Genomic DNA, 20,213 nt, shown 5'->3' on the forward strand with positions numbered 1-20,213 from the left:
GGTTATAATGATTTTTATAGCTGAATGCTACGTAACTGTGGCTTGTAATCGTTGCTATAGACGATTAATTAAATAGCTTCATAACTAAGATTTTGTATTAATCGTTCTACAAGCTTGTACAAGCATCACTGCCTAGACTGATTGAATGGTATTTAGTGAATAAAACTAGTTAAGCAAAAATATGTAGACATATAATCTCCTAAAAACCAAGTAAAATCACTTAATGTGATATATTTGCTACAAATATGGCATTATCGCTACACAGGTTACACAATATAGCGTGAAGAATACCAAAATGAACGTATTAAGCTAATAAATGTTGCTACTCTTCTGTTAAGTTAATAACAACAAAGTTAATAACAATATTGAGCATTAAACATAGTAGTTTTCTAAATGGCGTTAAGTATATTTGAATAAATAGCCAATTAGAAAACGGATAGTAGTGAATTTTTAGCTATTTGAGAGCTGTGTTGATGTTTATCTTTTGCGTTTTATATGAGGAGAACGATTATGTTTCGTTGGGCTATTATTTTTGCAGTCATCGCACTGATAGCAAGTTTGTTAGGCTTCGGTGGAGTTGCCGGTTTATCATCTAACTTGGCTTATATCTTCTTAGTTGTTGCCGTAATTCTGTTCATCGTGGCCTTTATTGGTCGCAAAGTGTAATCGGCAGTAATTGACAAAAAGAAAAAAGCCCTCAATTGAGGACTTTTTTTTGCGTTTAATTTTTTGTGTTTAATCAAGATGAGTATTACTGGGCTACTAAATAATATAGCTAAAAGTAGTTACAGACGTTTAGGCTGAATAATATATTCCATGCGTTTGGCCAAACGGATATCGAGACTAGTAATACCACCAGTATCGTGAGTAGTCAAACGTACATCAACTACGTTATAAGTATTATGCCATTCAGGATGATGCTCCAATGCTTCTGCATAAAAAGCCGCTTGATTCATAAAACTCATAGCTTCAATAAAATCACTAAAGTTATAAGTCTTAACAATACTATTACCGTCACGTTGCCAGCCGGCCAAATCTTCTAGCTGCAAGTCGACTTGTTGGTTAGATAAACTACTCATAGCAATATCCTTTATTATTAGGTAAAAGTAAGCTGGCACTGTAAGGCCAATGGCTGGTTAAGATGCTGAACGCTGTTGTTGAGCGCTTTGGATCTAGGGTAACTGAGCAGTTATTTTATAGTATATAAGGTGCAAAAAACCTACCTATATTCTGCAGCTTCCTACTATAATCTAGCGATTAAACTATAAAATATAGTAATAAAGGTAGCAAAATATGGGCAGGTATTGCAACGGTTAAACCGTTATAGCTGTCATCATAAGCTCGAATAGTAGCAGAGTTAGCAATAAATGCTAGTACTACTAATAGTTAATTGTTGCTTAGCAAGGCTAGGCCTTTGTTCTACTTGTCTGTGCTTAGCTAACAAGGTGTTGATACTCAGGGTGCTTATCAATATATGAGGCCACAAATGAGCATTGTGGAAGCACTTTTTTATCATTATCACGGGCATAATTTAGCGCATGCTTCACTAAAGCAGATCCTACGCCTTTACCGCCTAAGGACTGTGGCACGATAGTATGATCATAGATTAAAGTATCATCGCGCTGCTGATAACTTATATAACCAACTTGCCCCTCTACTACAGTTTCAAAACGCTTGGCCTGCTCGTTATGAGTAATAGCTATGGGGTCTGTAGAGGCTTGGTTCATAAAAACTCCTGTAATTATCATTAGGATTTATTTTTCGCTACTAGTCTAAATAGTACAAGTTTATAGCTTATTGGTTAAAAGCCTATTAGTCAAAAACATAGTAATAAAAAGCATAGCAGTTAAAGCTATTATTAAATTTACTTAGCTGAGTTACTAGTAGCTTAACGTGTCTTAAAGTAATAGCAGATAGCTAAATAGTTACTAAGTGTCCATGTTGCGAGCATAAAATAAGGCTTGGCGTACTACTTGCGGCAGATATCTCTTAAAGCCTGTGACTGGGTCAGAAATTCGCTGCTGTTTTTCCATCACTTTATCAGTAGCCGCATCCGCTAGCGTTTGTGCTTGATTATAAGCGGCTAGTTCATCAACACTAGGCTTACTAAAGTGATAAATGCGCTTCAGGACTTGTTTAAACTGACTGCCAAAATTACCAGTATTGTAAGACAGATTATAATCACGGCAGATAGCTTGCACTTGGGGCACGATACTAGCGTAACGATTGGCGGGCATATCTGGGAAGATGTGATGCTCAATCTGATGTGATAGATTACCGGATAAAATATGAAATAATTTACTACCCTCTATATTACTTGATCCTAGAATCTGCCTAACATACCAGTCGCCTTTACTCTCATTTTCAGCAAGATGAGTATAGATATGGGCCTGATCCGTGAAATGACCACAGAATATAATGGCCCAAGTCCATAAGTTACGCACTATGTTAGCAATAGCATTGCCTGTTAGCGTACTAAGCGCACTGCGACTACCCACAGCTAAGCCTACAGTAGCTGGCAATACTAGATAGTCTTTAGCTACTTGCCGAGCTATTTTAGCCCACAGAGCGCGTGATTTCTGCTGTAATATCTGCTGCTTATCTGCGGCGTCTGCGTATTCATCAACACTAATTTGAATGTCATGGAAGGCCACTGCCCACTCAAACCCTAAAGCTAGAATCAAAGTTTTTAGCGGGTTGTAGCGATCTTCTGGTGTCCACGGCTGTTCCGCAGTTACTCGAATCAAGTGATAGCCAACGTCGTGATCACGGCCCACTATGTTAGTAAAAGTATGATGTAAGTAGTTATGCGAGTGCTGCCATAAAGGAGCAGGGCAGACAATATCCCAGTCGAATTTTTGACTGTTTAGATGCGGATGCTGCATCCAATCATACTGACCGTGCATAACATTATGGCCAAGCTCCATATTATTTAAGATTTTGCTAAAGCTAAGCATCGAAGTACCTAACAGCCATATCGCCAGTTGAGCACGTTTGGTTGCTAGACGTCCTGCGATTGCAAGTAGAGCACGTGCTGCGATTTCACTACACACTACGGTTGCGTAAACCCGCTGAATATAGCGCGTGTCACTGACACCTAAAGAGTCCATAACTTGGTTATAAAGAGTATTTAACTCTACTGCTAAGGCTTCGGTTTGCGCTTTTGATAATGGCGTTTGTGTAACAGTAGGATAGAGCGAGCTTTTAGCCAACTTTGCTCGATCTTCTGCTACCTTGAAGTCTTTTTTGACAACATTATTGCTGCGCACACCCTGCTCTTTATGACTGCTAGCTAATGGGTCAGTCAACACAGGAACAGCAGAATGTGCGGTGGATATAGGCGGTAATAGACGCATTAACAATCCTCAGCCAAAACTGCTAATGGTTAGCAGTGACAGCAACAGTAGAGTAAATCAGATGTCCTTCAGCATATAATACAGCTTGGCTTTAGTCTGTTTGAATCTAGTATAACTTGCTGTATTTTTGGTTAGTTTTTCTAATTTCTCAGTAGCAATTATACAATTGAGCTAATCAATAACAGCGGTCAAAATGGCATGCTTTTATCCCAGCCAATACCTGTTTTACTCAATAAAAGCACGGATTGAGAATAATGCTAGCGACTTACTAAGGTTTACAGGTCTAGTACCACATCACTCATCGCCACGCTAAGGCAGGTTTGAATTGAGTCATAACCGTCACCACTTAGTTTGCCTGTTTGGATATTTTTGACTACTCCGCTGACCTTATTACAGCGACACAGTTGGCAAATACCTTGCCGGCAGCCATAATTTAAACGAATACCTGCTTGTTCTGCCGCCAGTAACAAAGTGCTGTCACTACTAAATTGCTGCTGTCGGCTGCGTAAATACACCGTATGGGTTTGGATATTAGACTGCTTACCCATAGCCTCCACTGCTTGTGGCGCTAAGTCGCTCCCGAAGCGTTCTATAATTATATTGTCACGCAATGAGTGCCTTGGCTCCAGCTTACTCTTCGCGACTGACTGTAAATCCCCTAATAAATTTAAATCCTCTGATAGCTTTAAGCCTGCGTCTATTTCGTCTACTGCCTTATACAAACCCGCTAGCAAAGCTGGGGCACCACAAGCAAATATTTGGGTTGCAAGTAAGGGTAAGTTTAGAGCCAATAAGCTACTAGCTTGTAGATGACGGCTATCCCCTAAATAACTAGCTGGGTCTTCAGTATTGATTAGATAATAATTAAAACTAGCATGCTCGGCTGCTAATAGCTGCCAATAGCTCTGTAGTACTGAACCACGATTATAATGTACTAAGGTCACTGGGCGCTGATGCTGCAGTGCTTGTTTGATTAGCCCTAGCATTGGAGTAATACCGCTACCACCAGCTATAAGTAGCAGCGGTGTCTGGCTATTAAAAGTTAGCTTTGCAAGCGTCGGTTGGTCATCAGATAGGCGAGCCTGACTGCTTAAAATAGTCTGCTGTAGAGTGAAGTTGCCACTAGGTACGCTACTAGGAAATATAGTACCAATGGCAGCGTGTCGGGTCAGATAATCTGACACTAAGCCTTGTGGTTTAAGGGCAATAGTAACGGTATGGCGCTGGCTTCCAAGGTTCTTGATAGCAGACTTAGAATGACCAAGCTCAGACCACCATAAAGTCTGTTGCGGTAGACCTACTAACGAATAGCTACGTTGATGATAGATACCATCGATAACCACAGTCAAATTGATATATTGGCCCCCCTGCCAACCGCCATAGCTATCAAAAGCTCGTTGCTTAAAAGCACGATTGACCTCGAACTGTAAGGCTATCAATTCTTCACTAAGCTGATGCCTAGCCACTAAACGCAACTTAGGCACAGTCAATGACCAAAACGGCTGCAAGCGTGAGCCGATAAAATCGACAAAGGCACTTTGGATAATTTCAGGACGATAGCCGGAGGCCATAGATATACTACCTTTTTGTGATGACATAATGATAACTAGACAATTAAAGTAAGCTTTTATCATTAGTTATTGATAACTGATATAACTAACCACTTCTTAAAAACTACTGCATAAAAACCAATGCATAAAAGCTACCTTTGATTATAGCGGTTAAAGAGGGGTTTTCTGGTAAGCTAATTTTTTGGTAAGCTAATATAGTAACTATTAATAGTAAAGGGCATTGATTAATAGTGCGTGAGCTTTGCTGCTATTTTATGCTACATCTGAGGGTATTGTTTAACGATATAGGCAAAAGTATAGCAAGCATAATAGCTTGTCAATATCGATAATAAACTTTTAACTAGCTGCTAATAATTTTAAATAGCTCGTAATAACAAGGTATTGGGTAAAAATCACCAGCTTTTTAGTAAAAAGCCAGTAAACCTGCCGGAAAACTAGCTGTCAGCTTGCAGCCTATGCGCCACAATGCGATAATGAAGGACAACTTGTAATCCTAATTTTGAGGGGCAGCCAACGCAGTCGCCTTGTTTTTTAACAATGCGTTCGCTAATCCTTTCTATGCAGTCCATCGGAGTGTTAATGGCTCAATATATTTACACGATGAACAACGTGTCAAAACTTGTTCCGCCTAAGCGTGAGATTTTAAAAAACATCAACCTATCATTTTTCCCTGGTGCCAAAATTGGGGTCTTAGGTATTAATGGTTCAGGTAAATCAACTTTGCTACGCATTATGGCTGGCGTAGATACCGAGTTTAGCGGTGAAGCACGTGCGCAAACGGGCACCAAAATTGGCTATTTACCACAAGAACCGCAGTTAGATGACAGCAAAGATGTCCGTGGTAATGTCGAAGATGGTATGCGTGAACCTCTAGATGCGCTAGCACGTTTAGATGCTATCTATGCCGAGTATGCTGAACCTGATGCTGACTTCGATAAGCTTGCTGAAGAACAAGGCAAGATGGAAGATATCATTCAGTCTTGGGATGCCCATAACTTAAATAACCAATTAGAAAAAGCCGCCGACGCTCTACGTCTGCCACCATGGGATGCTGACGTTAGCAAACTGTCTGGTGGTGAGAAACGTCGTGTAGCGTTATGTCGTTTGCTATTGTCACGCCCTGATATGCTACTCCTAGATGAACCAACTAACCATTTAGACGCTGAATCAGTCGCATGGCTTGAGCAGTTCTTGCAGAATTATAGCGGTACTATCGTCGCTATTACCCATGACCGTTATTTCTTAGATAACGTTGCCCAGTGGATATTGGAGCTGGATCGTGGCCATGGCTATCCGTATGAAGGTAACTATACTGAGTGGCTAGAGCAAAAGAACACTCGTTTAGAGCAGCAGAATAAGCAAGAAGAGTCATTTGCTAAAGCGCTGAAAAAAGAGCTTGAGTGGATTCGTAAGAATCAAAAAGGCCAACAAGCTAAGTCTAAATCTCGGGTACAACGTTTTGAGGAATTAAACTCACAAGAGTTTCAAAAGCGTAATGAGACCTCTGAGATTTATATTCCACCAGGTCCACGTTTAGGTAATAAAGTCATCGAAGTGAACAATATCTCCAAATCATTTGGCGACCGTTTGCTTTATAAAGACTTGAGCTTTAACGTGCCAGCGGGTGCTATCGTCGGTATCATTGGTCCTAATGGTGCCGGTAAAACCACGCTATTCAACATGATTACCGATCGCGATAAGCCAGATACGGGTTCTGTCGATTTAGGTGAAAGTGTTAGCGTCGCTTATGTCGGTCAGGTTCGTGATAACTTAGACGATACTAAAACGGTTTGGGAAGAAATCTCTGACGGTTTAGATATCATTACGGTTGGCGATTACACAACGCCAAGTCGTGCTTATATCGGCCGCTTTAACTTTAAAGGATCAGATCAGCAGAAGCATGTTGGTCAGTTATCTGGTGGTGAGCGTAACCGTCTACAGTTAGCGAAAACCTTGAAGCAAGGCGCGAACGTTTTATTACTTGATGAGCCCTCTAACGATTTGGATATCGAGACTTTACGTGCGCTTGAGGATGCTATTCAAGTGTTCCCAGGTACGGTCATGGTAGTATCGCATGATCGCTGGTTCCTTGACCGTATTGCTACGCATATTCTAGCCTTTGAAGATGAAGCGCCAATTTGGTTCGATGGTAACTACTCTGAATTTGAGACTTATCGTAAAAAGACTATGGGCGATGATGCAGGTCCTAAGCGTGCAAAATATAAGAAAATTACTAACTAAATGAGCAAATTTTCAGCCTTATAGCATTATATTATGATAAAAAAAGACCACTAATTCATTAGTGGTCTTTTTTTTGAGTGGCGAATAATCAAAATAATCAGTTTAAATATCTATTACTTCACAAGCCATGTTCTCAAGCTTTGATAGCTTGTGGCGTAGATTCTGTTGTAGTAGCTCTAGCTTATCTTCGGACAATTTGCCTTCGATAAACACTTGGATGCAGCTGTCGTCAGCTGTTTTATAGCCAACTTTAATCTCATCAATAAACAAAACATGATCGTAGCCATTAGCATTGTCGCTAGCATTACTACTACTACTAGCACTGAATTCTTCATGCGCACAAGTTCTATGATCAAGAGGGGGTATCAGTAACTGATGATAAAGGTAGCTATTAGCGGATTGATTAGTGCATTGCTCAATAACGGCTGAATAATATTCTATCTGATCCTTAATATAAGCTATACCTTGTGATGATTCAGCTGTGTTATCTGACTTTAGATACTGGTCTAGCTGCTTATATTCCCAAAGATTTAAGCTATTGCCATCTTGCCGTCTGACATAGAAACGTTGCCAGTTGCGATGACGTTGAGTAACGTTTTTCCAAATCAAAGTAGTAAGATTCAGCACCCACATATCAATATTATCAAGGAGTGGGGCTATGTCATCGATCAATAACTGTCCACCAGTGATGATGATTCGGTTATCTTGTAGTCTAGCATGATGATGATTAATCCAGCCCATACTATTACGAGTGGCGACTTGCTGAATCGTAAAATCATGAATATTTAGGCGATAGACAGGAGTGTGATTATAGAGGCGATTATCCGTATAACCTAATGAGCCAATGATGATGATATGCTGCTTATCTGCAGTACCAACTAAAGTAGCCGTATGAAAGTCAGTCGCTGGAAACACAGTTTTTGGATAACTATAAACCTTAATCATCCCATCGGTATTTATAACGCTAACCTCATTATAAATACAAAAATCTGCATCATAGTAATCTTCATATTCACCAGCAATTAGAATAATACGTCCATCTGGCAGTAGGGTTCGGCTTTGGCCCATACGCTCTTGAGACCAGAAAGGTAAGGTTTCAAAGCTGTTATTGCTCACATCATTATCGATGATAATTTTTCTAATACTGTGAGCATTAAGGTTATGCTTAATAACCCATTGATAAAAAGGGTTGGTAAAATCGGTTGGGTTTTGTTTACCATAAATACGATGTTTAAACTTTTGGTAGCTCAGCAAAAACTTTTGGGCTTGCTGAGTATCAAGGTTTGCTAACTCATTATAGATAGCTTGCTGCTTGAGGTGTCTAGGCAGCTGGGGCACGGAGTGAGGTGGGGTGCGATAAGGCGACTTGGGATTGATATAAGGGGATACTATAAATTTAGAGCATCGTAAATTAATAGCCACTACATTAATTAGGCTATGAAAATAAAGAAGTTGAGTGATGTTAGATAAAGAGAAAGGGCGGTTTACTTGATAAAATTCTAGAGTCATATATAGCTGTCGTAGCATGACGACAGGCAAGGGGTCAGATGAGTTTTGAGTACCAGCATACAGGTTAGTATTACTTTATGCTGATCATTAATAGTAACAGAAATTTTTGCCAAAAAAAAGAACTTCATAAAGAAGCCCTTTTTTATACTTATGGTGACTAGCTCGCTTCAACGGCTAGCGCTTACGGCCAAACTTACGCTGTTTTTTATTGCTAATAGCCGTGATAGCATGGGCGATTTCTTCTTCATCTAGGCTCGCCACTTGTTGCAAGATCTGCATCATATCCGTGCTAAGCACATACTTGGCATGATGAGCGATATTATTGATACGCTCATCAAAAGTTAGAACGCCAGTCTCACTATCGGTTTGGATATAGTCCAAACGACTTAGCGCATTGACGAAGCTGGTAAACAGCGAGCGATCAAAGAAGTCAGGAATATCGTCGGCATAGAGTACTGATAGACGCTGACCGAGTAGATGGCATAGATCAACGACCTCTTCTGCAGTCAAGTTACCTGAGCCTTGTTGCGCTAATAAGGCAAGGGTCATAAAGTACCGCTCAAGGCTGTGTTCGACTGGTGTTGCCAATACAGTCAGCTGTTGATAGCTACTGCTATTGGCTTCAGGAATACCGAGTATGCCATCACCCAACTCAACAATTAAGTCATGCGCAATTAGATTGTCTATCTTATCATTGAGCGTATCTTTGAGTCCGTGAGCGGAGTAATGCAAGAACAACTCGCTTTGCAGGAATGGATATAGCTGCGCTACGATATCATCGAGACGATGACGTTTGATACGACCATTACGAGCCACTAATGCTGCTAAGAACGACTGTAAAATAAACACATGCAATATATTATTGCGGAAGTAGCTAAGGAGCGCTGCTTGGCGATCAACGACCTGAATAATGTCCCCTAAGATATGTGGTATACGCTCAATAAGCTTGAGCTTGATACCATAATCAACAATCTGTTGCGGACTCATGTCAGTGATAATAGTATCTTCATCATAAGGCTGCTGGCGAGCAATACTCTGATATAGAGCAATCTGCTCGCGACAAATACTTTCATCTAGCGCCGCTTTTGGCGCTGATAATACTACTAATGACAACAGCGATATTGGATTGACTACCGCCGCTTTATTGATGTGCTGCATGATCTTGACGCCGATATTATCGACCATAGCCGTAGCTTTGGCATCCAATGGCGTATCAGTACGATCAGCGGGTAAGCTTTCAGCAGGAACATCAAATTTCTGCATGAAGTCAGTTAAGTGTAATGGTGTACCAAAGCTTAAATGCACATTACCAAACACCCGTTCAATCTTACGGGTGACTTTGAGTAGCCCTATCAACGACTCCGACTCTTTAGGCTTACCCTTGAGCTCACCAATATAAGTACCGCCTTCCATAATACGTTCATAACCAATATAAGTAGGAATAAAGACTACGGGCTTATTGGTCTTGCGTAATTGGCTATGTACCGTCATCGCTAGCATGCCCATCTTCGGCGGCAACAAGCGGCCTGTGCGCGAACGTCCGCCTTCTATAAAGTATTCAATCGGCGTATTACGAGTGATTAAAGTATGCATATATTCACGCAATACTGCAGTATATAGTGCATTACCACGGAAGCTACGACGGATAAAGAAAGCCACTGCACCGCGTAATAACGGTCCTAATACAGGCACGTCTAGATTGTCGCCCGCCGCCACGTAAGGAATACTCAGTCCACGCTTATAAATAACATAAGACAACAGCAGATAATCGACGTGGCTGCGATGACAAGGCACATAGATGATCTCATAATCCGCTGCCAGCTCACGCACTCGCTCAAAATGGTGTACTTCTACGCCATCATAGAGCTGAGTCCATAACCAAGTCAAAAACCGATCAAAGACTCGAATAATAGGATAAGAGTAATCGTTGACCATCTCATTAGCATAGCTTTTGGCTAAGATATGCGCTTCACGCACACTAGTGCCCGACTGTTTGAATTCGGTCTCTATAGCATGTTTGATAGCTGGGGAGTAGATGAGCTTATCGACTAGATTACGTTTGTCAGATAAGTCGGGTCCCAGCATACTAGCGCGCTGCTTATCGAGATAGACATTCAACTGCTGCTGGATAGTATGGGCCACCTCACGATTGGCATCAGCAGCAGCTACTAAAGAATTCATCGGTGAAGGTTGTAGTATCTCGCTACTAATCTGAGCATTTGACCGATCACTATCAGCTGTTTTTGGCAGTAGATCTTCTTGATCAACATCATCGTTATGCAAGTTGGCGCTTAACTCATCAGTAACGCTAGTCGCTACAGAGTTGTCCTCTTCTTCCTCGCACAAATTATGATAAACGACGGTACGCAGATCTTGTGAAGGATGGAACTGTACAAAAGTATCCCGGCCCATCACCCCAATGTTAAAGAGCTGCTTAGTGATGCTAGGATCTTGCCAGTTATCAGTCATCAGCAATTTGAACAGCGAGTCCTCTTTTTCAGGCGCACGCCCCCATAAAATAGACACTGGCACTAAGCGAATCTGTAACTGTGGGTATTGAAGAGCAGCAGAAATCAAGCGCATTAAACGCGGTGAAACTTGATCCTGTTTAGCCTTTGGATGATGCAAAAATATGATAGCCGCACTCTCATCTATTTGATGGACACTATCTTTTACCCCAACTAAAGCTGGCGGCAGCTTATGCTCTTGGGTTTGTAAATCGATGAGAATACTGTTGGAACGGGAATAATCTTGCAGCACATAAAAGGTGAGGGTTTGATCCTCAGCGGCGAACTCAGGTAACTCACCTAGCAGTTTGGGTTTGACTGCTACATCCAGTATTTGTCCAGATAGCTTACGATAGAGCTGATTGATAGGGGTTTTGGCAGCAGGCTTAACTAGCACTCTTTGACTGTCCAAATTGCCATCAGCACGGCTATCAACGCCGCCAACATCATCACTACCGTCAGCAGTATTGGTTGAAGACGACTTAGCAGCGCGCTCTGTTAAAAACTTGTTTTTTAAAAAACTGGGTATCATAATCAGCAGTCAAACTTTGTTAAATGTAATGCGCTTATGATGCCACAAAAGTCGTTAAAGCGATATATGGTGTCGGTATCTACTAGTATTATTATTTGTAGATGCCAAAAGCTTAACTACACGTTGAGTAAATCCAAGTTATCGCAAAGGTGGAGCTACTACTTTACCTGTCGGCTATCTTTGCTTACTATATAAGCTAGCTGGATTATTTTAGTCTAAGCCTGTTGCTATTACTCTTTAAGTGAGCCGCTATGACCCCTGCTATCGAGCTGGCAAAAAAGCTCAATATCGACTACCAACTTCATGATTATAGTCATGATAGCCAAGCTACCTCTTATGGCTTAGAAGCTGCTGAGAAATTAGGCGTGGCTGCTGAGCAAGTATATAAAACCTTAGTAGTACAGACCGAAACTAATAAGCTAGCCGTAGCGATTGTGCCAGTCAATAGCACAGTCAATCTTAAAAAGATGGCTAAAGCTATCGGCTGCAAAAAAGTACAAATGGCTGATCCTAAGCAAGTCGAGCGCAGTACTGGTTATGTGCTTGGTGGGGTCAGCCCACTCGGTCAAAAAAAGCGTCTAGTAACCGTTATAGAACACTTAGCACAACAACAGCCAACCATCTATGTCAGTGCTGGTCGTCGGGGTTTAGAGCTCGAATTAACCGCACAGCAGTTAGCGGAGACTTTAGATGCGCGCTTTGTAGACATTACAGATATTACCGATAAATAGCCACTTCATCTTAAACTTACTCCAAGGATAGAACTATGCCTCATTTAACCATTCAAGCGACGCCGAACGTCAGCATTCCTCATGAAGAGTCTTTACTTAAAGCTCTTAACCAAGCGCTTTGGGATAGTGGACATTTTGGCAAGGCCAGAGACATTAAGGCCCGAGTCCTACCGGTGAAGACTTTTTTGGTTGGCGTGGAGGATGATGAGCAACAGCAAGGTTTTATTTACGCCCACCTAAAGCTGATGGCAGGACGTGATGATAAGACTCGCAATCAGTTAGCGCAGCTATTAGTAGCAACTTTAGAGCAAAAGCTAGCACCAGAACAATCAGGTCGTGCCAGCCTACAGATATGTGTCGAAGTAGAAGAGATTAGCCCTATTTATCATAAGAAAGTTATGGGTAGCTAAGGGAGCAAGCTACACCTATTTACATAGCGACTCACTAGCATATTTCGGTAGCAGAATAACCTCAACAGTATAACCTGCTGTTCGGCCTTGAGTAGCCATCAAGTTGCGGGCGATACGTAGTCGATAGTGCCCTGTTGTTGGTAGGCAGCCCTGATAGATGATACCGCCCTTAGTGCCATCTTGCTTACCGTTGGGCATCTGTAATACCCCAACATTGGCAGTCTCAGGGGTACCAGAGAGTGGCGCAATATTAATCAAGGCATACTGCAAACCGGTAGCATTGAATTGATACCAATGCTCATTTTGATCAGGATTCAGTTTGCCAGTGATAATGGTACTTACTTGGCTTTTGTTAAAATGAATCGGGGTATCGGTCTTATTAGCAGTACTATTGTTAGGGCGGGCTTGTACGCTACTTATGCTCATTAAAGCAATAATAGCAGCAGTAGGGATAAGGGTTTTATTCATGAATAGATTCATAACGGATGCTCATAAAATTCAAGAGTATTAGCTTATATTATATTACTTTGAGAACTGATAGTGGCAAGTTAGGCCCTATCTGTTGATCGTTTTAAGGTGCGTTAGTGTTTATATGGGCAGCTTATAGTAGCTAAAAATTAATAGCTAAAAATAGCCCAAAAAAAAGCGCCCAGTGATCAATCACTGAGCGCTTTTTTTTGATTGCCATCAACTACAGTTAACGGCAACTAGTTTAAGCTAATGTTAGTCTAGGAAAGCAAAGCTTTCGATATCCATCCCAGTCATACTTTCACTTGGCGCAACCATGCTTTCGGCATGACCTGAAGTACGTGGCAAGATTTTATCGAAATAGAATTCTGCGGTTTGGATTTTGGCTTGATAGAATTCTGGTGATTCCGTACCACCGCTTTCTAACTTCTCATAAGCGACAGCCGCCATACGTGCCCAATGGTAGCCCATCATCACATAACCTGAATACATCAAGAAGTCATCAGAGGCCGCTGAAATAATTTCACGATCTTTACGAGCGATCAACATCAAACGCACGGTTAGAGTGTTCCACTCAGCACATAGCTTAGTCAATGCCCAAACGAATTTACGCATGTCTTTATCAAGCGCGTACTCTCCACACCATCTAATGATAGTAGAAGTATAGTCACGGATGATCTTGCCTTTAGACTGTAAAATAACTTTACGGCCTAATAAGTCTAGGGCTTGAATACCAGTTGTGCCTTCGTACATAGTGGCGATACGGGCATCACGAGCGATCAGCTCCATACCCCATTCTTTAATATAGCCATGACCACCGTAGATCTGCTGACCGTGTTTGGCCGCCTCAATTCCTAGCTCAGTTAAGAAGCCTTTTAGTATAGGAGTGTAGAAGCCTAACTTATCATCCCACTTTTCAAACTCAGCATCATCACCATTAGCGATACCTTGAGACATCTTATCAGCATAGCGTGCTGCATGATAAATCATTGAGCGACCGCCTTCGGCAAAGGCTTTTTGAGTCAACAGCATGCGACGTACATCGGCATGATGGATGATAGCATCGGCTACTTTTTCAGGATCTTTAACCCCTGACAAAGTGCGCATAGAGCGACGATCTTTGGCATAAGGTAGGGCATTTTGGAAAGATAGTTCAGTATGTGCTAAGCCTTGGATACCCGTGCCGATACGAGCAGTGTTCATAAAAGTGAACATAGCTTTTAGGCCTTTATTGGGCTCACCAATCAAATAACCAACCGCTTCATCAAAGTTCAGTACACAAGTGGCTGATGAGTTAATACCCATTTTGTGCTCGATAGAACCACAGCTCATGCTATTACGCTCGCCAATGTCGCCTTCAGCATTTGGCAAGAATTTTGGTACGATAAATAAGGAGATACCGCGCGTGCCTTCTGGTGCATTAGGTAGGCGGGCTAAGACGATATGAATGATGTTTTCAGTTAGATCGTGTTCACCGCTAGAGATAAAGATTTTGGTACCGCTAAGCTTATAGCTACCATCTTCTTGTGGAATCGCTTTTGATTTGACTTGGCCCAAGTCAGTACCGCATTGGGGCTCAGTCAAACACATAGTACCCGCCCAAGAGCCTTCAACCAATTTATGTAGATAGGTTTCTTTTTGCTCATCAGTACCATATTGCATGATGGTATTGATACAACCAGTCGATAGACCAGGATACATCGCCCAAGGCCAGTTCGCCGTACCCATCATTTCAGACTTGATGAGGTTGATTGACATAGGTAGGTTCATACCACCGAACTTCTCAGGGTACGAGATGCCTTGCCAACCGCCGTCTACAAACTGATCGTATGCTTCTTTAAAGCCTTTAGGGGTTGTGACAACACCGTTCTCAAAATGACAACCTTCTGCGTCAGCTGGCTGGTACAAAGGTGCTAAGACATTTTCAGCGAAGTCAGCAAAGCCTTGTAAAATCATATCAATAGTTTCAGGATCCGCGTTGGCGCCGTTGTCCAAATCTTTATAATGAGTTTGGTAGTCAAACACATCATTAATTAAGAACTTGATATCACGTAAAGGTGCTTTGTAAGTTAACATAGTCAGTCTCGCTATTTAATGTGCCAAAATTATTAAATTTAGGGCTTATCAGGTGGTTATATCCAAATGTAATAGTAATATAACTATAAAAATATCTATAACTAGCTATATCAGCAGGTTATGAGTTGAGTGATGGGATATACCCATAAGTTATCACTAGAGAGTAGCAGTGATCACGGCTAGGCGTTTAATCTTAGCCGTCTACTATAAATCTTAGGGGAAGGTGCTTTTTGCCATGTGCGATTAGAGGCACAGCAGACTAAAGACTACTGTAAGGCTTAATCTAGTACAACATTGGCGTTATTATAAGCGTTATAGAGTAATAAATATATGATACATAACTAATATTCATATATCATCATATAAGTTATTAAATTAATTTATATGAGACAATCGATATCAGTATAGCTTAGCTGTTAATTAATCAACAATAAGTAATAATTAACTAGGGTTTGTCTAACCCTAGTCAACAGGAACTTCGTTTTATGAGTCCAGCGCCGCGTATATATCAGTTAAAGTATTGGCTTCAACAAGTGTTGATCAGGCTTAGGTTTTTGATAAAAGGTGAGATTGCGCATTTATTTAGCGTTAAAAAAAGTCAAAGACCTTGGCATATGCCGATTGTAGCGGCTATTGCTATCAGCTTTCCGGTATTCGTTGGGGCTTATTTTGGCGATTTGCCTTCAGGTATTAAAGCCTCATTAGGTGCTATGATTATCCTAAACTTACCGTTAGTCGGGTCATTGCCACATCGATTGGTCACTGTGATGGCATGGGGCTTTGGGATGTCGTTAAGTTTTGCGCTAGGAGCAACAGCGCAGCAGTTACCTTGGCTTAGGTTACCCGTATTTACACTGATGGCTTTTGCGGTGATTGCTTTTGGTCGCTACTATCGCCAGCCGCCACCAGCAGGGCTATTCATTATGATGGCTGGCGCTATTGCTTTATTTATACCTATACCTTTGTCAAAAGTGCTGCCAGCCACAGCTCTAGTGATGTTTGGTAGCGTCTTTTCAATCATTATAGCTTTGTTTTATTCATTACTGTTACTAGCGACAAGGCCTAGCCAACCTGCACCTAGCTACAATTATGAGCCAGATACACTGAGTGAAAGTATTATAGTGACCAGTTTTGTTAGTCTGACTTTATTGATCGCAGTGCTGCTGGAGATGTCTAACCCTTATTGGGCAGCAGTGAGCTGCTTTATTATCATTCAAGGGATTCATCTTCGTACTATTTGGATAAAGCAGTTTCATCGCCTGCTCGGTACTTTGATAGGTGTAGGGCTAGCAGGATGGATGTTATCGTGGGGTTTGAGCGGCTGGCAAGTGGCCTGCGCTATACTAGTGATGATGTTGAGTATTGAATCCTTAATCGATCGTCATTATGGGCTGGCGGTTATCTTTATCACCCCTTTAACTATATTTATTGCTGAGTACGGTAGCGGTAATGCGCTGAACGAGCAAATTTATCAGGAAGTTATGCGCGCCCGCTTGCTCGATACAGCACTCGGCTGTCTGTTAGGTCTTACTGGCGGCTTGATGATGCATTCGATTAAGCTGCGCTTACCCTTGCGAAAGCTAGAAAAACGTCTGCTTATACGTTATGGCTCTAAGCCGTAAATGCCACTTTTGCAGGCTTTATGTCGCCCCTGCTTTTAGGCTGACCGTTGCGCTCTTAACATCGATAGCTTGTCCAGTCCAACGCTCAAAGCTAAGCGCCGCTTGAGCGATAAGCATACCGTAGCCATCAGAAGTCTGCGCGCCACGCTGGGCAAAATGTTGCAAAAACGGTAAGGCTCGTCCATACATTAAATCATAAACATAATGGCTGCTTAAGTCGTCTGCTAATGGCAAAGTATTTCCTGAGAGCCCAATAGAAGTGGCATTAATAATCAAATCAAAAGCTCCAGTTAACTCTTCAGTAGCACAGCTCTTAAGCTTATGACTGTTGATGGTACTACTAGCTGCACTAAGCTCAGAGACTAAGGCCTGCGCTTTACTAACAGTACGATTGGCAATCGTCAGAGTACTGATCCCAGCCTGTATAAGGGGTAGGACTACTCCGCGTGCTGCACCGCCAGCACCAATAATAGCCACGCGTGCACCAGCGAGCGGCCAGCCTAGGCTCTTTATATGATTGACTAAACCTTGACCATCAGTATTATCGCCATATAGCGCCTCATTCTTTAGCAATAAAGTATTTACTGCCCCTGCAACTTTGGCATGTTCAGACAAGCTACCCTGAGTCTGGCAATAATCATAAGCCAGTTGTTTAAAAGGTACCGTAACATTGGCTCCTACACCGCCACCATTAAAAAAAGCCGCAACCACTGCATAAAAGCTTTCAGCATTATCAGGACAGTATTGGCGTTGATAACTGATGTCTAGGCCACTTTGCTTGGCGAATACTTGGTGAATCTCAGGAGATTTGCTATGAGCAATAGGGTTGCCAATGACCATAAAATGTTGCTGAGCTTTGGTAAAAGTTAAAGTTTTATTCATAAGTGCTAGGCTGCCTGTAGTCTGCTATTTATAGGGTTGAGCCTAAGTAGCTAATGCTATAAATAGCGGAGAATAATAAAAACGTAATAAGGATCTTTTTAAAGCAATTTTGTCACCGCAAGCAGTAAAAAGGCAAAGCTAAAAGTGGCTAAAATTTACCCTATAATAGAGTAGAATTAAAGATTTTATAAATCTCAGGCCAACACTTAGTGACTGACACTAATAATAGTAATAGCAAGTTTTAGACAAATACCTAGCTCATAAATACTTAGGTAACAAATATCTCTTAGCGGTGATTGTTATCTGTAACGTAAAGGCTAGTCAATAGCTTGGCAGTTGGGTAAACTATGTTATCAAGTGCGTGACATCTATAACTATTAATACTAGGGCGTGTTGAACATTCGACCACAGCGATGGCGTACTTATTGCAGCAGTTAGCGACATCAACTGCTAATGCATTACTGTTTTTGCTAATACAATTTTGCGATAAACCTAAAAATGTGAGTAAACTGCCCATGTGGAATAAACCTCTACAGACCTTTATGATTGGCATGACTATGGTAGCTAGCCTATCATTAAGCGCCTGCAACAGTGAGAATAAAAGCACTGCAGAAGATGTTGCTGCCACTATTAGTGGTGATGCACCAACATCTGAAAAGGCCGCATCAGATAGCACTGTAGCGCAAAGCGACTTAGATGGTGCAGTTACTGAGCAAGGGATACCAGTCAGTTACGATTTGGCTAGTTGGAATAAGGGCAGTGTAAAACCGATTCAAATAGATGCATTAGACGACATTAACGCCACCTTTGGCAAAGTGGTGAGCAAGGATGAGAATAGCTTAGACTATGCTAGTAATCCAGCGACCAAATATCGCTTTATGACTACCAAATCGCCTTACTTAGATGTCATCGACTCACAAAAATATTTGGAGCTAGGTTGGTATTATGCCAACCCTACTGACTCTGATGAAGAAAAACAGCAAAGTAAATCTCATGCCAAAAAGGCTTATAAAGTAGCGCGCCAGTTGATGGGTGATGAGGGCGGTAAACTGCTAGCAGACATGCTAAATGGTCAAATCATCAAGAATCAGACTATAGGCGGCCAAAAAATAGAGCTGGCTAAATGCGAGTTTTACAGCTGTATGTTAATACTTAATAAAGCTGGTGCCAGCACTTAAGCTTGCTAATCAAATCAAGTCGCTACACCAATGCAAGGGCTAGCAAAGCGATTAGCGACAACCTCAATGCCTATGCTAATAATCTCATCAACAGTCGTACTAACCCTTATCCTTTAAGTCATATTATCAATGATATCAGATAAATACAGCTTATGGTCAGCGTTACCATCCCAGCCTAATAATGGACATACAATGCTGACGCCTAATAATCGTGGGTTGGCTTATGGTGATGGTTTTTTTACTACTATGGCAGTGATTGAGGGCACTATATTATGGCTCGACTATCATAAGCAACGACTCATCTCGCACTCCCAAGCCTTACAACTCGATATCGATAGCGATGAATTGTTGCTCGATCTACAGGCGCAAGCTCAACAGCTGCAACAAGGGATGCTCAAGCTTATCATTACTCGTGCTGAGCAAGCGTTACGTGGTTATGGGTTTAAAACTAGTGAGTCGGGCAGTGGCTGTGAGATTTGGCTTAAAGCTACGCCGATAACTGAGGTTATTGCCGAACAGTTAAGCTTGCCTGATGGACGTTCGCTATTGCTACAGCCGATGACGCAAGCTTGCTGTCTAGCCTCACAGCTTGCTTGCTTGCCACCAACTTTAGCAGGCCTCAAAAGCCTAAACCGCCTCGACAATGTGCTGGCAAGTGGTGAGTTACAAAGTATTAACGCTGAGTTAGATTTAGCTTATAAAAGCTATGGCGAGGGTTTGCTACGTGATATGACAGGCAGTTGGGTTGAAGGTACTATGAGCAATGTCTTCTATCAGTTGACGGAAACTGCATTTGCCAACCGAGCACAAACCTTTTGCAATGTCGTTAATAATAATAAGGCAAAACCTTGTGACTATCTAACTACTGGCCAATGGTACACACCTTCTATGAGCCAATCCGGCGTCGCTGGAGTCATGCGCCAAGTACTAATAGATTCGTTAGCAGTAACTACTAGACCGGTCATCATTCGTCCTCTAACAGATAACGACTTACCTCAACTGTCACAGCTGTTCTTTTGCAATGCGGTACGTGGAGTTATGCCAGTGTCAGCGCTTACTTTGTTGAGTGGTGAGATTGTTAGTTTCTAAATAAAATATTTTGCTGTTCAGAGAAATTATATTTAGAGCGT

16 protein-coding genes are annotated in these 20,213 nt (G+C 41.7%); 7 read left to right on the forward strand and 9 right to left on the reverse strand.

What is annotated here, in order from left to right; translation table 11 throughout:
* The first annotated feature begins 510 nt into the window (after positions 1-510).
* Positions 511-666, forward strand: a complete 156-nt coding sequence (locus JMY09_RS00375; RefSeq protein ID WP_201621614.1) for a DUF1328 domain-containing protein — start codon at positions 511-513, stop codon at positions 664-666.
* A gap of 119 nt (positions 667-785) precedes the next feature.
* Here the strand turns inward: JMY09_RS00375 and JMY09_RS00380 are convergent, their stop codons facing one another.
* The 4 genes from JMY09_RS00380 to JMY09_RS00395 form a co-directional block, all read right to left on the reverse strand.
* On the reverse strand, positions 786-1,079 hold the full coding sequence (locus tag JMY09_RS00380; protein ID WP_201621615.1) for a 4a-hydroxytetrahydrobiopterin dehydratase: 294 nt from the start codon (positions 1,077-1,079) through the stop codon (positions 786-788).
* 354 nt (positions 1,080-1,433) lie between these two features.
* Positions 1,434-1,727, reverse strand: a complete 294-nt coding sequence (locus JMY09_RS00385) for a GNAT family N-acetyltransferase (protein WP_201621616.1) — start codon at positions 1,725-1,727, stop codon at positions 1,434-1,436.
* Positions 1,728-1,928: 201 nt separating this feature from the next.
* Positions 1,929-3,356: a fatty acid desaturase family protein gene (locus tag JMY09_RS00390; RefSeq protein ID WP_201621617.1), complete on the reverse strand. Its 1,428-nt coding sequence runs from the start codon at positions 3,354-3,356 to the stop codon at positions 1,929-1,931.
* Between the two features lie 275 nt (positions 3,357-3,631).
* Positions 3,632-4,954 (reverse strand): flavin reductase family protein, encoded by a 1,323-nt coding sequence (locus tag JMY09_RS00395; RefSeq protein WP_227677083.1) that lies wholly within the window; start codon positions 4,952-4,954, stop codon positions 3,632-3,634.
* Between the two features lie 552 nt (positions 4,955-5,506).
* Here JMY09_RS00395 and ettA point away from each other — a divergent pair.
* Entirely contained in the window at positions 5,507-7,168 is a 1,662-nt protein-coding gene (ettA, locus tag JMY09_RS00400) for an energy-dependent translational throttle protein EttA (RefSeq protein ID WP_201621618.1), read from the forward strand.
* A gap of 102 nt (positions 7,169-7,270) precedes the next feature.
* On the opposite strand, the gene JMY09_RS00405 is transcribed toward ettA, so the two are convergent.
* Both JMY09_RS00405 and plsB read right to left on the reverse strand, forming a co-directional pair.
* Positions 7,271-8,677, reverse strand: coding sequence for a hypothetical protein (locus JMY09_RS00405; protein ID WP_201621619.1), 1,407 nt, complete (start codon positions 8,675-8,677; stop codon positions 7,271-7,273).
* Positions 8,678-8,851: 174 nt separating this feature from the next.
* Positions 8,852-11,716, reverse strand: a complete 2,865-nt coding sequence (gene plsB, locus JMY09_RS00410) for a glycerol-3-phosphate 1-O-acyltransferase PlsB (RefSeq protein ID WP_201621620.1) — start codon at positions 11,714-11,716, stop codon at positions 8,852-8,854.
* Between the two features lie 251 nt (positions 11,717-11,967).
* Between plsB and ybaK the strand changes: the two genes are divergently transcribed.
* On the forward strand, positions 11,968-12,447 hold the full coding sequence (gene ybaK / locus JMY09_RS00415) for a Cys-tRNA(Pro) deacylase (RefSeq protein ID WP_201621621.1): 480 nt from the start codon (positions 11,968-11,970) through the stop codon (positions 12,445-12,447).
* Positions 12,448-12,482: 35 nt separating this feature from the next.
* Entirely contained in the window at positions 12,483-12,857 is a 375-nt protein-coding gene (locus JMY09_RS00420) for a 5-carboxymethyl-2-hydroxymuconate Delta-isomerase (protein ID WP_201621622.1), read from the forward strand.
* A gap of 15 nt (positions 12,858-12,872) precedes the next feature.
* On the opposite strand, the gene JMY09_RS00425 is transcribed toward JMY09_RS00420, so the two are convergent.
* Together JMY09_RS00425 and JMY09_RS00430 are read right to left on the reverse strand one after the other, a co-directional pair.
* The gene (locus JMY09_RS00425) at positions 12,873-13,337 is read right to left on the reverse strand and encodes a hypothetical protein (RefSeq protein WP_201621623.1); all 465 of its coding nucleotides are present in this window, start codon (positions 13,335-13,337) and stop codon (positions 12,873-12,875) included.
* Positions 13,338-13,580: 243 nt separating this feature from the next.
* Positions 13,581-15,401, reverse strand: a complete 1,821-nt coding sequence (locus tag JMY09_RS00430; protein WP_201621624.1) for an acyl-CoA dehydrogenase C-terminal domain-containing protein — start codon at positions 15,399-15,401, stop codon at positions 13,581-13,583.
* A 485-nt stretch (positions 15,402-15,886) separates the two neighbouring features.
* On the opposite strand from JMY09_RS00430, the gene JMY09_RS00435 reads away from it, so the two are divergent.
* A complete protein-coding gene (locus tag JMY09_RS00435; protein ID WP_201621625.1) occupies positions 15,887-17,023 on the forward strand; it encodes an FUSC family protein in 1,137 nt (378 codons plus the stop codon).
* 18 nt (positions 17,024-17,041) lie between these two features.
* Here the strand turns inward: JMY09_RS00435 and aroE are convergent, their stop codons facing one another.
* Positions 17,042-17,905, reverse strand: a complete 864-nt coding sequence (gene aroE, locus JMY09_RS00440) for a shikimate dehydrogenase (RefSeq protein WP_201621626.1) — start codon at positions 17,903-17,905, stop codon at positions 17,042-17,044.
* A 515-nt stretch (positions 17,906-18,420) separates the two neighbouring features.
* Here aroE and JMY09_RS00445 point away from each other — a divergent pair.
* Positions 18,421-19,083 carry a hypothetical protein gene (locus JMY09_RS00445; protein ID WP_201621627.1) on the forward strand — a complete coding sequence of 221 codons (663 nt, stop codon included), beginning with the start codon at positions 18,421-18,423 and terminating at the stop codon, positions 19,081-19,083.
* 192 nt (positions 19,084-19,275) lie between these two features.
* Positions 19,276-20,172 carry an aminotransferase class IV gene (locus JMY09_RS00450; RefSeq protein WP_227677084.1) on the forward strand — a complete coding sequence of 299 codons (897 nt, stop codon included), beginning with the start codon at positions 19,276-19,278 and terminating at the stop codon, positions 20,170-20,172.
* Positions 20,173-20,213: the final 41 nt, after the last annotated feature.

The organism is Psychrobacter urativorans (genome assembly GCF_904846695.1).
Classification (GTDB): Bacteria; Pseudomonadota; Gammaproteobacteria; order Pseudomonadales; family Moraxellaceae; genus Psychrobacter; species Psychrobacter urativorans.

Bases quoted from the DNA above. Each gene is read 5' to 3' on its own strand.
- JMY09_RS00420 (WP_201621622.1), top strand. From the start codon at position 12,483: ATGCCTCATTTAACCATTCAAGCGACGCCGAACGTCAGCATTCCTCAT.
- JMY09_RS00405 (WP_201621619.1), bottom strand. From the start codon at position 8,677: ATGACTCTAGAATTTTATCAAGTAAACCGCCCTTTCTCTTTATCTAAC.
- ettA (WP_201621618.1), top strand. From the start codon at position 5,507: ATGGCTCAATATATTTACACGATGAACAACGTGTCAAAACTTGTTCCG.
- JMY09_RS00425 (WP_201621623.1), bottom strand. From the start codon at position 13,337: ATGAATCTATTCATGAATAAAACCCTTATCCCTACTGCTGCTATTATT.
- plsB (WP_201621620.1), bottom strand. From the start codon at position 11,716: ATGATACCCAGTTTTTTAAAAAACAAGTTTTTAACAGAGCGCGCTGCT.
- JMY09_RS00445 (WP_201621627.1), top strand. From the start codon at position 18,421: ATGTGGAATAAACCTCTACAGACCTTTATGATTGGCATGACTATGGTA.
- JMY09_RS00430 (WP_201621624.1), bottom strand. From the start codon at position 15,401: ATGTTAACTTACAAAGCACCTTTACGTGATATCAAGTTCTTAATTAAT.
- JMY09_RS00450 (WP_227677084.1), top strand. From the start codon at position 19,276: ATGCTGACGCCTAATAATCGTGGGTTGGCTTATGGTGATGGTTTTTTT.
- JMY09_RS00390 (WP_201621617.1), bottom strand. From the start codon at position 3,356: ATGCGTCTATTACCGCCTATATCCACCGCACATTCTGCTGTTCCTGTG.
- ybaK (WP_201621621.1), top strand. From the start codon at position 11,968: ATGACCCCTGCTATCGAGCTGGCAAAAAAGCTCAATATCGACTACCAA.
- aroE (WP_201621626.1), bottom strand. From the start codon at position 17,905: ATGAATAAAACTTTAACTTTTACCAAAGCTCAGCAACATTTTATGGTC.
- JMY09_RS00395 (WP_227677083.1), bottom strand. From the start codon at position 4,954: ATGTCATCACAAAAAGGTAGTATATCTATGGCCTCCGGCTATCGTCCT.
- JMY09_RS00435 (WP_201621625.1), top strand. From the start codon at position 15,887: ATGAGTCCAGCGCCGCGTATATATCAGTTAAAGTATTGGCTTCAACAA.
- JMY09_RS00375 (WP_201621614.1), top strand. From the start codon at position 511: ATGTTTCGTTGGGCTATTATTTTTGCAGTCATCGCACTGATAGCAAGT.
- JMY09_RS00385 (WP_201621616.1), bottom strand. From the start codon at position 1,727: ATGAACCAAGCCTCTACAGACCCCATAGCTATTACTCATAACGAGCAG.
- JMY09_RS00380 (WP_201621615.1), bottom strand. From the start codon at position 1,079: ATGAGTAGTTTATCTAACCAACAAGTCGACTTGCAGCTAGAAGATTTG.